Origin of the sequence: Mesorhizobium sp. M0317, assembly GCF_040321555.1 — a bacterium.
In the GTDB taxonomy this organism is placed as follows: domain Bacteria; phylum Pseudomonadota; class Alphaproteobacteria; order Rhizobiales; family Rhizobiaceae; genus Mesorhizobium.
The window spans coordinates 25,151-37,502 of sequence record NZ_JAMYRV010000044.1 but is presented as its reverse complement, the minus strand read 5'-3'; the positions used below and the strand labels follow the sequence as shown (position 1 = coordinate 37,502).

12 protein-coding genes and 1 pseudogene are annotated in these 12,352 nt (G+C 63.7%); 3 read left to right on the top strand and 10 right to left on the bottom strand.

All coding sequences use genetic code 11. The annotated features are described in order from the left end of the window. Together NKI88_RS25250 and NKI88_RS25245 are read right to left on the bottom strand one after the other, a co-directional pair. Nucleotides 1-309 carry a hypothetical protein gene (locus tag NKI88_RS25250; protein WP_023682084.1) on the bottom strand — a complete coding sequence of 103 codons (309 nt, stop codon included), beginning with the start codon at nucleotides 307-309 and terminating at the stop codon, nucleotides 1-3. Nucleotides 310-313: 4 nt separating this feature from the next. Next, nucleotides 314-880 (bottom strand): helix-turn-helix domain-containing protein, encoded by a 567-nt coding sequence (locus NKI88_RS25245; protein WP_023668339.1) that lies wholly within the window; start codon nucleotides 878-880, stop codon nucleotides 314-316. Between the two features lie 152 nt (nucleotides 881-1,032). Between NKI88_RS25245 and NKI88_RS25240 the strand changes: the two genes are divergently transcribed. Then, nucleotides 1,033-2,865, top strand: a complete 1,833-nt coding sequence (locus NKI88_RS25240) for an ATP-binding protein (protein ID WP_023668338.1) — start codon at nucleotides 1,033-1,035, stop codon at nucleotides 2,863-2,865. Nucleotides 2,866-3,153: 288 nt separating this feature from the next. On the opposite strand, the gene NKI88_RS25235 is transcribed toward NKI88_RS25240, so the two are convergent. Together NKI88_RS25235 and miaA are read right to left on the bottom strand one after the other, a co-directional pair. After that, nucleotides 3,154-3,945, bottom strand: coding sequence for a GGDEF domain-containing protein (locus NKI88_RS25235; protein WP_023668337.1), 792 nt, complete (start codon nucleotides 3,943-3,945; stop codon nucleotides 3,154-3,156). A gap of 130 nt (nucleotides 3,946-4,075) precedes the next feature. Further along, entirely contained in the window at nucleotides 4,076-5,059 is a 984-nt protein-coding gene (miaA, locus tag NKI88_RS25230; protein ID WP_352658045.1) for a tRNA (adenosine(37)-N6)-dimethylallyltransferase MiaA, read from the bottom strand. On the opposite strand from miaA, the gene serB reads away from it, so the two are divergent. Together serB and NKI88_RS25220 are read left to right on the top strand one after the other, a co-directional pair. Next, nucleotides 5,049-5,936 carry a phosphoserine phosphatase SerB gene (serB, locus tag NKI88_RS25225; protein ID WP_023750915.1) on the top strand — a complete coding sequence of 296 codons (888 nt, stop codon included), beginning with the start codon at nucleotides 5,049-5,051 and terminating at the stop codon, nucleotides 5,934-5,936. The genes miaA and serB overlap by 11 nt on opposite strands. Continuing rightward, nucleotides 5,933-6,505, top strand: a complete 573-nt coding sequence (locus NKI88_RS25220) for a GNAT family N-acetyltransferase (protein ID WP_352658041.1) — start codon at nucleotides 5,933-5,935, stop codon at nucleotides 6,503-6,505. The genes serB and NKI88_RS25220 overlap by 4 nt, the downstream gene beginning before the upstream one ends. A 43-nt stretch (nucleotides 6,506-6,548) precedes the next feature. On the opposite strand, the gene NKI88_RS25215 is transcribed toward NKI88_RS25220, so the two are convergent. The 6 genes and pseudogenes from NKI88_RS25215 to NKI88_RS25190 all read right to left on the bottom strand — a co-directional run bounded on the left by NKI88_RS25215 (nucleotide 6,549) and on the right by NKI88_RS25190 (nucleotide 12,273). Further along, complete coding sequence (locus NKI88_RS25215) at nucleotides 6,549-8,066, bottom strand: DegQ family serine endoprotease (protein WP_023682088.1); 1,518 nt, start codon at nucleotides 8,064-8,066, stop codon at nucleotides 6,549-6,551. A 239-nt stretch (nucleotides 8,067-8,305) separates the two neighbouring features. Next, entirely contained in the window at nucleotides 8,306-8,491 is a 186-nt protein-coding gene (locus tag NKI88_RS25210; RefSeq protein ID WP_023668333.1) for a DUF2065 domain-containing protein, read from the bottom strand. 4 nt (nucleotides 8,492-8,495) lie between these two features. Next, a pseudogene (gene hflC / locus NKI88_RS25205) lies at nucleotides 8,496-9,472 on the bottom strand (protease modulator HflC). After that, nucleotides 9,472-10,593, bottom strand: a complete 1,122-nt coding sequence (gene hflK / locus NKI88_RS25200) for an FtsH protease activity modulator HflK (RefSeq protein WP_023714743.1) — start codon at nucleotides 10,591-10,593, stop codon at nucleotides 9,472-9,474. Before hflK ends, hflC begins: the two are co-directional and overlap by 1 nt. Nucleotides 10,594-10,738: 145 nt before the next feature. Continuing rightward, on the bottom strand, nucleotides 10,739-11,257 hold the full coding sequence (locus NKI88_RS25195; RefSeq protein ID WP_352658038.1) for a dihydrofolate reductase: 519 nt from the start codon (nucleotides 11,255-11,257) through the stop codon (nucleotides 10,739-10,741). Next, nucleotides 11,257-12,273, bottom strand: coding sequence for a DUF4424 domain-containing protein (locus NKI88_RS25190; protein WP_352658035.1), 1,017 nt, complete (start codon nucleotides 12,271-12,273; stop codon nucleotides 11,257-11,259). Before NKI88_RS25190 ends, NKI88_RS25195 begins: the two co-directional genes overlap by 1 nt. Nucleotides 12,274-12,352 lie beyond the last annotated feature (79 nt).

Here is a 12,352-nt window from a genome sequence, read left to right as displayed (position 1 = left end):
CTAATCCAGACGCGCGACGCGGCGCCGCTTTCGTCTCGCCTTGATCGCGGCGATGCGATCGGTGTCTTTCGGCTGCAGATGCAGCCCGCGTTCGAGGATTTCGAGCGTGTATTCCTCATACGTCAGGCCAAGCCGCTCGGCCTTTTCCATGCGCATCAGCATCACGTCACGGCTTGGCGCCTTCCACGCCTTGGCATGCGCTGCCTGCCAGGCCAGGAAGATGTAGGGATCGCCCTTGCCCCATGGCGGGCCCTTGTAATCATCGAGCGGCGGTCCGCCATTGTCGGAGCGCTTGGGACGTCTTGCCACGATTTCAGCCCCTGACCAGCGCAACCAGATAGTCGGCCGGCTGCGGTCCGACGGCATGGAACGTGCAGTCCGACGGCGCGCCGAGCGCCAGGCAGTCGCCGGGCTCGAGACTATGCACCATATCACCCTCGGTGAACTCAAGTCGCCCGGAGATCAGCCACATCTGCTGCTTGATGAAGGCATAGGACGCCGCCGGGAAACTCACACTGGCGCCAGCCGGCAGTTGCACCCGGATCAATTCGAGCGGCGTGTCGGAAACCGGCGACAGATGCCGACGGACATAGCCCGTACCGGGGTCGCGCCAAACCGGCTGCTCACTCTCGCGCAGCAGGCCGCCACCTTGCTGCTCGGCGCGTGCTATCAGCGTCGACAGCGTCATGCCGAAAGCAGCGGCGATGCGCACCAGCAGCGCGGCCGTCGGGCTGGTCATGCCGCGCTCGATAGTGCTGAGCATGGCTTTGGAGACGCCGGAGCGGTTCGCCAGGTCGGCCAACGACCAGTCCCGCAAGGCTCTTTCGGCGTGGATTCGTCTGCCTATCGTGGCCGACATGTCATTCGCTATATCAGTCATTCGTCCAATATATCGAATATTTGGATTCGGAAAAGAGGCCGGCCGGTTGAATTTTCGCTGACGGGTTAACCCCTGCTACACCATCCCGCATCACGCCACCTTAACCCCGTCTGTGTAGGATCGACGCTCCACGAGAATGGGGATCGGATCGTATGTTTGTCGAGCGCGAAGCCTCCGTCGGCGAACCGACCTCGCAGGAGCGCCGCCGCGCAGAGCAGAGCGACAAGCGCATTCTCGGCAACGTCGTGCAGTGCGACGGTGCGCGCGCCACCATCAGCGCCTATGCCGACGACATCGAAGGCGCGGTCACCGGCCTGTGGACCGTCGGCAAGATGATCTCCATCAATCTCGGGACATCGCGCACCGTTGGTCTGGTCTACGAAATCGGCAAGTCGGATCGCGCCTGGAGCAATGAGGGACAAAATCCCATCGAGGTCAGCGTCGAGCTGATCGGCGAAGTGCGCGACGGCGCCGAACCGGGGGCCAAACCGGTGTTCGACCGCGGCATCACCACCTATCCTCATATCGGCGCCATAGCGCACCGCATCCGTACCCGTGATCTGCAGGCGGTCTACGATCTCGCCGGGCGTCATTCGATCACCATCGGTACGCTGTCGCAGGATGAGTCGATCGACGCCAACATCGCCATCGACGACACGCTGGCGCGCCATTTTGCCGTTGTCGGCACAACCGGCGTCGGCAAATCCACCGCCATCTCGCTGCTGCTGCGCAAATCGATCGCCGCCCGGCCCGATCTGCGAATCCTCATTCTCGATCCGCACAATGAATTCGCGGCATCCCTGCCTGAGTTCTGCGTCCGGGTCGATTCCAAGACGCTTGATCTGCCGTTCTGGATGTTCAGGCTCGAAGAATTCGCCGAAGTGCTGTTTCGCGGCCGAGAGGTCGTGCCGGAAGAAGTCGATGTCCTGCGCGACCTGATCCCCGCCGCCAAGAACCTCTATCGCAATCCCAATTCAGGCTCTTACGTGCGCCGCGGCAGCGATGCGCTGACCGCCGACACGCCGGTGCCCTACCGCATGGTCGATCTCATCAAGCAGATCGACGAGCGCATGGGCCTCTTGGAAAGCAAGAACGACCGCCCGACGCTGAAATCGCTGAAGACGCGCATCGAGTCCGCCGCGTCCGACCCGCGCTATCGCTTCATGTTCAATTCGCGGCTGATCGAGGACACGATCCACGAGACGATCGGCAATATTTTCCGTGTGCCGCATCATGGCCGCCCGGTGACCTGTTTCGAGATGGCCGGCATGCCGTCCGAAGTGGTCAACTCCGTCTGTTCGGTGCTGGCGCGCCTGGCCTTCGACCTTGCGCTGTGGAGCGAGGGCCGGCTGAAGCTGCTGTTGCTGTGCGAGGAAGCGCACCGCTATATGCCGGCCGATCCGCGCCTAGGCTTCGCCCCGACAAGGCATGCACTGTCGCGCATCGCCAAGGAAGGCCGCAAATATGGCTGCTATCTCGGCGTCGTCACCCAGCGCCCGGGTGAACTCGATCCGACCATCCTGTCGCAATGCTCGACCTTCTTCGCCATGCGGCTGGCCAATGAGCAGGACCAGGCGATCATCCGCTCGGCGATCGCCGATTCCTCCGCCTCGACGCTGGCCTTTCTGTCCTCCATGGGCCAGCGCGAAGCCATCGCCTTCGGTGAAGGCGTGGCGACGACCATGCGGCTGAAGTTCGAAAAACTGGCGGAGAACCTGATCCCCGGCACCGCCAAGCGAGAGCAGGACGAGTTCTCGCAGGACGGCAACGACGTCGATCTCGCCGCCATCGTCGAGCGGCTGCGCAACGTCCCGAAACCGCAGCAGCAGATGGCCTTCGCCGAGGTCGTGGACTCCGGCCGCCAGGCCGGCGATCCCGATTACCGCAAGCCGGCCACCGCCCAGCGCGTCCAGCCCGACGACGATTTCGACCTGCGCTACGGCCTCAAGCCCACAACCTTCGGCATGCGCCCGCAGAACGATTGACCTTCAGCGTAGCGACTTTTTTGCCGGCCAATTGAGAAGCCGCCGGAGCGCCAGGGCTCGGCTTCGTTGGCCGCTTGGGTAAATCACGCCAGAAAATTCGTCAGGCTGAGTCGGTCGGTGTCGACTTCGAGAACCGGAGCGGAGCGGACATTGAGTCCGTGAGCACCGGCCTACGCCGGCCGTAGCCATAGCTGCCGCTACCACCTCATGAGTGCTTCGGCCGGCGAAGGCCGGAAGCGCAGAAGACGGCATCAAACGGCCAGCCTCACGAATTTAAATGCCGGGATTTCAGGCGCAGACGCGGTTGCGGCCTTGCCTCTTCGCCTCGTAGAGCTGGCGGTCGGCGCGGCGGTAGAATTCCTCGGCGGTTTCCTTCCGATCCCAGACGGCTAGTCCGACGCTGGTGGTGATCTTGAGGCGGACATTGCCCGACAGCACCGACATGTTGGCAATCGCTTTGCGGATGCGTTCGGCGAACTTCCCCAACAACTCCGCATCCATGTTGGGCGTGACGACGGCGAACTCCTCGCCCCCAAGCCGCGCCACCACATCGTGGTAGCGCGTCATGCCTTTGAGGCAATTGGCGACTGCCCTAAGCACCTCGTCGCCGACATCGTGGCCATGCGTGTCGTTGACCTGCTTGAAATGATCGAGGTCGAGGATCATCAGCCCGACGGGCTTTTCGATGCGGCGGAATTCCTCGAGATATTCCTTCAGCGCATCATCGAAGTAGCGCCGGTTCTGCATGCCGGTAAGGCCGTCGGTCAATGCCGCATGCTGCAGCGTTTCCGAGCGGGCGCTGAGCGAAACCGTCATGGCGCGCAGCTTGCCCTCTTCCGTGGCCTGCCTACGGATCAGCGGGTAGATGAAGAACACGCCGAAGAACAGCGCTGTCGCCAGCAGCACCCCGGTGACAAACAGCAGCGTGTTGAGATAGGCGATCCTCTCGACCCGGGAAGTCGTATCGTGACCGACCGCGATGAACTGCAATTGACCATAGGCATAAAGCGTCACCAGGCCTGCGGCCAGGATCACGAAAATAAAGACGAAAAATGCGGATTCCGCCTTGTGGAAACGCATCTGCTTCCCGTTGCAAAGTACCCGCCGGATCTATGGCATGCCGGCGCCTTACGGACGGTTAATCCAGACAACCGGAGCGGGAATGTTCATTCCTACTTCTGTTTCTTTAATTGTATTGGCAGCACGAAAATCAAATCGCGGTTTGCAAGCGGCCGCCGGGCTGCAATCTCAGCCATTCCGGTCCCAGCTGATGGCGAAACCACGTCGTTTGCCGTTTGGCATATTGCCGCGTCGCTGCCTTGCAGCGCTCGATGGCCTGAGGAAAGCTGATGTCACCCGCCATGGCAGCCGAAAGTTCGCGAACGCCGATCGCCTTCATCGCCGGCAGGCCGGGATCGAGGCCAAGCGCCGCAAGCCGTTTGACCTCATCGAGCGCGCCGAGATCGAGCATGCGGTCGAACCTTGTTTCGATCCGCTCGACAAGGGGGGCGCGGTCCGGCTCGATAACGAAGAACCGAGCGCTGTCGCGGTCGATCAGCGGCCGGCCGCGCGCTGCCTGCCATTCTAGGATGGAGCGGCCGGATGCGTCGAGCACCTCCAGCGCCCGCACGATGCGCTGGCCGTCGGTCGGCTTCAGCTGCATGGCGACCGCCGAATCCTCATGCATCAGGATGCGGTGCAGCTTGGCTGCGCCTTGCTCCTTTAACTCGTAGCGCCAGCGGTCGCGTACCTGCTGCGGAATGTCGGGCATTTCCGAAATGCCCTCGGCAAGTGCGCGAAAATAGAGCCCGGTGCCGCCGACGAAAATCACCGGACGTTCAAAGCCGGCGTCATCGGGCTGTCGGGCGAGCGTGCCGTCATCGATCAGCTTCATCACGTCGCGCAGCCAGGCGCCGGTGGAATAGGCGGTGGAGGGATGCACGTGGCCATAGAGATAGTGCGGCGCGCGGCCGAGTTCGGCGGCGCTCGGCCGCGCCGTCAGCACGTCGAGCACCGAATAGCCCTGCATGGAATCGGTGTTGACGATGACGCCGCCCTTGCGCTCGGCGAGATCGAGCGCCAGCGCCGACTTGCCGCTGGCGGTCGGCCCGGCTATCAGGATCGCGTCCTTCACGCGGCCCTCGCCCGCCTGCCCGCCCTCGCCTAGCTGCTTGGAAGCCTCGATGCCGCTCATTGCCACGCTTGTGTCCCACCCCGTCCGCCGCGCGATGTCGGCCTCGCTTGCGAATATGGCCTCACGGTCGGTCGGCGCAAGCGCTGTTCGCTGGCTGGGCGAAGGCGTCGCCTGCGACCTGGTGCTGCCCGAGGGTGCGGAAGCCGCTGAGGCAAGTGCCGCCTTGCGCTTGGCACTTGGCTCCGAGCCGGTCGACGTGATCGTTCAGCAGGCCGAAAGCCGCCGCAAGACAATCCTGCTTGCCGATATGGATTCAACCATGATCGACCAGGAATGCATCGACGAACTCGCCGACGAGATCGGCGTCAAGGACCGCGTTGCCGCCATCACGGCACGCTCGATGAACGGCGAGATCGCTTTCGAGCCGGCGCTGCGTGAACGCGTGGCGCTGCTGAAAGGCCTCGATGCCGCCGTCGTCGACCGCATCATCGCGAACCGCCTGACGCTGGCGTCGGGCGGCCGCGCTCTGGTGCAGACGATGCGCGCCAATGGCGCCTGGACGGCGCTTGTCTCCGGCGGCTTCGACGTCTTCACCAGCCGTGTCGCCGCCATGCTCGGCTTCGAGGAAAACCGTGCCAACCGCCTGATCGAGGAGAACGGGCGCTTTGCCGGCCTGGTCGCCGAGCCGATCCTCGGCCGCGCCGCCAAGGCCGATGCGCTGAACGATATCTCGGCCCGCCTCGGCCTGACGCCATTCGATGCGATTGCGGTCGGCGACGGCGCCAACGACCTCGACATGATCCGCCTGGCCGGCACCGGTGTCGCGCTCCACGCCAAGCCGGCCGTTGCTGCCGAAGCCAAGGTCCGCATCGACCATGGCGATCTCACCGCGCTGCTTTATCTCCAGGGCTACCGCCAGGAAGAGTTCGCCCAATGAAGCCGATGCGCACCGAGCGTCTCATCCTGCGCAACTGGGAAGACCGCGATCGCGAACTCTTCCACCGCATCAATTCGGACGAGCGGGTGATGGAATTCTTTCCGTTCCGCCGCGACCGCGCCGAGACGGATGCCAAGATGGACGAGTTTCGGGGCTGGATCGCAGAGGACGGCTTTGGTTTTGCCGCCGCCGAGATCGCCGCGACTGGGGAATGCATCGGCTTCGTCGGTCTCTTAAAGACCGATCACGTGCCGTCCCTGCCTTCCGATACGATCGAGATCGGCTGGCGGTTGGCGCCGGAATTCTGGCGCAAGGGCTATGTCACGGAGGCCTCCGAAGCCTGGCTCGCCTTTGGCTTCGAAACGCTTGACCGCGACGAGATCGTCTCCTTCGCCGTCGCGGCCAACCGCCGCTCGACGGCCGTCATGGAGCGTCTTGGCATGACCCCTGACCCGGCTCGCGATTTCGACCACCCATCCATCCCTGACAGCCACCCGCACCTCAAGCGGCATGTCCTCTACAAACTGTCGCGCACGGACTGGCAGGCACGAAAAAGGGCGGCTCCCTAGCCGCCCTTTCCCTGAAGACAATCGGTTATGGGGCTTTCCGGACTCAATCCATCCGGATCGTCACGAAGCGCAACTCGCCTGTCTTGGACGCCAGCATCAAGAGCGCATTCTTGCGGCCCTGCTCCTTCAGCGCGCCGATCCGGTCCATCACGTCCTTCGGGGTCGCGACCGATTCCTGGGCGATTTCGGTGATCACCTCGCCGGCCTGGATGCCGCGCTCGGCGGCGGCCGAATCCTTGGTGACGTCGGTGATGACGACGCCGGAGACGTCGGCCGCGATGCCGAATTTTTTCCGTGTGTCGTCATTGAGCTCGCCGACGGTCATGCCGAGCACCGAGGCCGTGGAGACCGCGGGCGCCTTGTCGCCGCCCTTGTCCTCATCGGTAGTGCCGTCCTCACCGGCAGCGACCTTCTCGCCGTCCTCAAGCCGGCCGAGCGTCACCTTCACCGTCTGCTCGACGCCCTTGCGCACGATGATCACGTCGACCGCCTTGCCGACCGGGCTTTCCGCCACGACGCGCGGCAGGTCGCGCATTTCATGGATGTCCTTGCCATCGAACTTGATGATGACGTCGCCGGCGAGAATTGTGCCGTTGTCGACCGGTCCGCCCTTGATGACGCCGGCCACCAGCGCGCCCTTGGCGGTCGCCATGCCGAGGCTCTCGGCGATGTCGTCGGTCACCGGCTGGATGCGCACGCCGAGCCAGCCGCGACGGGTCTCGCCGAACTGGCGCAGCTGGTCGACGACGCCCGAGGCAAGCTGCGAGGGGATGGAGAAACCGATGCCGATCGAGCCGCCCGACGGCGAGATGATCGCCGTGTTGATACCGATGACCTCGCCCAGGCTGTTGAACAGCGGCCCGCCGGAATTGCCGCGGTTGATGGCGGCGTCGGTCTGGATGAAGTCGTCGTAGGGGCCGGAATTGATGTCGCGGTTGCGGGCCGAGACGATGCCGACCGTCACCGTGCCGCCAAGGCCGAACGGATTGCCGATCGCCATCACCCAGTCGCCGACGCGCATCTTGTTGGAATCGCCGAACTTCACCGCCGTCAGCTTGTGGCCCTTCGGGTCGACCTTGAGCACCGCCACGTCGGTCTTGGTGTCGGTGCCGACCAGCGTCGCCTTGAGCGTCACGCCGTCGGAGAAATTCACCTCGATATCGTCTGCATCGGCGATGACGTGGTTGTTGGTGACGACAATGCCTTGCTCGGCGTCGACTACGAAGCCGGAGCCCAGCGACTGCACCTTTTGCGCGCCGCCATCCTTGTCGCCGCCACGGTTCTTGAAGAAGTCGTCGAAGAAATCCTGGAACGGCGAACCCTCCGGCAGCTGCGGCATCGGCACCGCGCCCGGACCTTCCGTGCCCTTCACGGTCTGCGAGGTCGAGATGTTGACCACCGCACCGAGCAGGCCTTCGGCGAGGTCGGCAACCGAAGCCGGTCCGTCCGCGGCCACCGTCGGCGTCACGAAAGCCGGAACGGCAAGCGCGCCGACCATAAGTGCCGCAGCACCTGCGATGAACGTCCGCCGCGCCGCGCGCAGAAGGGTGTTGGATGTCATCGAAAGCCTCCCGGATTGCTGAAAAGAAAAAGCGCTTCGGCAAAACGCCGCGTCGCGTCATGTTGGCAAGAAATACGGCACGTTTGCGGCTATGGCCACATCAGGAGGATAAATCCTCCGTTACACCTTAGAGCGGTTCGCCGTTTCGCGGAAACGGCGAACCGTTCAATCCCTTTGCTTTTACGCAATTCCGGACGGAAAACCGCTCACACTTTCCTGGAATTGCAGATCAGCGGTCCTCAGCCACGCACCAACCAGACGATGCCGACGCCGATGGCGATCGCCACCAGCCCGACGATGCGCAGCGCAATTTCCGGCGTCGACAGCACTTCGCCGGCAAGACGTTTGGCAAGGCCGGGAAAGCCGCCATAGACCAGACCCTCTACGACGAGGACCAGGCCTATGGCCGCAAGGAAATCCTGCACCGCCCTACTGGGCGGGTGCAGGTTGTGCAGCCGGCGCGGCAGGTGCCGTCGCCGGCGCGGCGGTGCCGTCGCCGGAGCCGCAGGTGTCGCCGGCTTCGCGTCCGTACCGTCCGGATTGCGGAAGAAGCGGAAGAACTCCGAGTTCGGCGAAAGCACCATCGTCGTCCCGGAGTTGTCCAGCGCCGTGCCATAGGCATTCATCGACCGGTAGAAGTCGAAGAACGCCGGATCGCGTTTGTAGGCGTCGGCAAAGGTCGCACTGCGCTGGGCTTCACCTTCACCACGCAGGATTTCCGATTCCTTGCGCGCCTCGGCGACGATTTCCACCACTTCGCGGTCGGCGCGGGCGGTGATGCGCTGCGCGGCCTCTTTGCCGCGCGCTCTCAGCCGTTCGGCCTCGGCCAAACGTTCGGCCTTCATGCGGTCGAAGGTCTGCTGCGAAACCTCAGCCGTCAGATCGGTTCGGCGGATGCGCACATCCTCGATCTGCAGGCCGAGCGAGGTGGCGTCGGGCCGAAGCTGATCGCGCACTTCGCGCATCATCACGGCCCGCTCTTCCGAGAGCGCCGCCTCGAAGTCGCGCAGACCGTAGACACGGCGCAGCGCCGCATCGAGACGCGTCCTCAGTCGTGCTTCGGCCAGTGTGATCTGGCCGGACACGGCTGAGCGGAACACCCGCGGATCCGAGATGCGGTACGCGATGAAAGCGTCGACCTCGTAGAACTTGCCGCCCGAAACCTGGACGCGGATGTTGTCGAGATCGAAGCGCAGCACCCTGTTTTCGATCAATTGCACGCTGTCGGCGTCGAAGAAGGCGAAAGGCGCCTTGAAATAGATGCCGGGTTCATTCTTCACGTCGACGATCTCGCCGAACCGCAGCACGAGCGCCTGCTGGCGCGCGTTGACCACGAAGACCGAGGAGTAGAGCAGGAACAGAAGCACGGCCGCGATGACCGCGATGATGGGAAGACGATTGGCCATCACTGGGCTCCTCCCGTGGTCGCGCCGGCCGGCGCCGGCGCCTTCGGCTGCAGTGCCGGCAGCGGCAGATAGGGAACGACCCCTTGCCCATTGCCCTGTTCGACGATGACCTTGTTGGAATCCTTCAGCACCTTCTCCATCGTTTCCAGATAAAGCCGCCGGCGCGTCACGTCGGGCGCCTTGGCGTATTCGTCATAGACCGAGATGAAGCGCTGCGCCTCACCTTCGGCTTCCTGGACGACACGGTTCTTGTAGGCTGCCGCGTCCTCGCGGATCTGCGCCGCGGCGCCACGCGCCTGGCCGAGCTTCTGGTTGGAATACTGGTTGGCCTGCTCGACGAACTTGTCTTCGTCCTGCTCGGCGCGCTGCACTTCGTCGAACGCGTCGGCCACTTCACGCGGCGGCGCCGCGTCCTCGATCGAAACCGCGTTGACGTTCAGGCCGGCCTTGTAGCCGTCCAGCGTCGTCTGGATGATTTCACGCACCGACGCGGCGATGCCCTGACGGTCGTCGCGGAAGATGTCCTGCGCCGGTCGCCGGCCAACCGCTTCGCGCATGGCGCTCTCTGCGACCTGCTGCAGCATGCCTTCGGGATCGGAGACGTCGAACAGATAGGCCCGGGGATCGGAGACCTGATAGGCCACCGAAAACTGGACGTTGACGATGTTCTGGTCGCCGGTAAGCATCAGCCCCGACGAGTTGCCGCTCGTCGCGCCGCCACCACCGATATCGACGAGTTGTTCGGCGATGTTGGCCGTCTCGACGGTTTCGACCGGCCACCAATGGAAATGCAGGCCCGGCTGCGACAGCTCCGCCTTCGGCTTGCCGAAGCGCAGCTCGACCGCAACCTCGTCCGGCTGCACGGTGTAGACCGCCTTGAACGCCCACAGCACGATCAGAGCCGCTGCGATCAGCGCAAAGACGGCCGGGCTGGCGCCGCCGCCACCGGGCAGCGCGCGCCGCAGCCGGTCCTGGCCGCGGCGGATGATGTCTTCGAGATCGGGAGGTGACCCCGGCGGGCCGCTAGGCCCCTTCGGTCCCTGCCCCCAGGGTCCCTGATTGTTGCCGCCGCCGCCGCCCCATGGGCCGCCGCCACCGCCGCTCTTGTCGTTCCAGGGCATGAATGTCCTTTCGCTTGGAATTCCCTCGGCGCCGGCGTTGCGGCGCAAAATCCAGTTGTTCTTCTATAGGGACGCAGCGATGCGCTTTCAACGCGATCCGCTGCCGAGCATGTCCGTTTTGGACGTTCGCGACCCTTTTATCGTCTCAATGCACGCCGCGGCGTCGCTCGTAAACCGAATAGCGCGTCGCATGGCTGTCCTTTTCACCGGCCGGAACGTCCTGAGCGCTGACAAGGCGCCACAAATCCGGATCGATGTCGGGAAAATGCGCGTCGCCATCGACCGCCGCCAGCACATGGGTGACGTGCAGCCGGTCTGCCAGCGGCAGCGCCTGCGCATAGATCTCGCCGCCACCGATGACGCAGATTTCGTCGACGCCGTTCATGCAACGCCCGCGCACCGTGGCCAGCTGGATCGCGGCTTCCAGCGAGTGCGCCACCTCGATGCCCTCGGCGCGCCAGGCCTTGTCGCGGGTCACCACGATGTTCAATCGGCCCGGCAGCGGCCGGCCGATGCCTTCATAAGTCTTGCGGCCCATGATGACGGGCTTGCCCATCGTATCGGCCTTGAAGCGCTTGAGATCGGTGGACAGCCGCCACGGCAAGCCGCCGTCGCGCCCGATGACGCCGTTCTGCGCGATGGCGACATAGATTGCGACGTCCATCAGTTGGCTTCCCCGGCGCCGTCATCCGACGGCTCCAAGAGCAATATGTCGATGTTGTGCTCGGGATAGAAATCCTGCGCCTTCGTCTCGAAGGTCGTCGGCCCGACCTTCTTCACATTGTCGCTGCAAAACGAGATCAGCGCTTTCGGATTGCCCTTGTCGACGGTTAGTTTGAACCTGCCAATGCTGCCATTGGCCCAGTTGCCGCCGGTGGTCAGGATATAGGCAATGCGATTCTCGTAAAAATGCGGATAACCGTCAGCCTTGGCGGCCTGCCGCACCGCATTCTCGAAGCTGTCGTCCATGCAGTAGCGGGTCTTGTAGGTCGTGTACTGGCCGCCCTCGGAGAACTTGCCGTCATAGAAGAAACTGACCGATGACGTGCCGCCGACGCTCGGTTTGTAGCGGTGCGAGACGTGGACATCCTTGTTGGCCGGAAAGGTCGAGCGCCACCAATAGGTCGAGCGCAACTGCCACCACGGCGTATAGACCTTGTTCGCCTCGGTACCGTCGCTGCCCGTATCCTCGATGATGATGCCGCGGTTTTCCCAATCCTCGGCGACCGTTTTCGGCAGCTTCGCCAGGGCCGCCTTGGCCGCATCGCCGAACGGATTGAACGGCACGTTCTGCGCCTTCAGATCGGCGCCGATACCGATGCCGACAGCGAACACTTTCTGCTCGAGCTGCGGCTTTGCCGGCGCTCCGTCGATCGTCACCTCGAAGCCAAGGAAATTGTCGCTCTGGTTTTCCGGGATCGCCGGCATTTCCTCCGGATTGCCTTCGATGTCCGGCAGCGGAAAAGCGACGATGGCATTTACATCCTTGTCGGTGTTGTTGTGGAAGACGTAGTCGACCGTGACCTTTTCCGGCGAGATATAGAGGTCCTCGCTTTGCATCGACACTGCGTCGCTACGCGACAGGATCAGGCCACCCGTGCCGAGTTCGGCGGTCGTATCATTGGCCAAAGCGGGCGCGGCTGAAAGCGCCAGCGCTACGGTCAGGACATATTGCAACATCGAAGCCCCTCGCCAAGAATGCCGCGACCCTAGCCGTTTCAATGTGGCGTTTCAAAGCCTTCCGTCTCCCAACAGGACG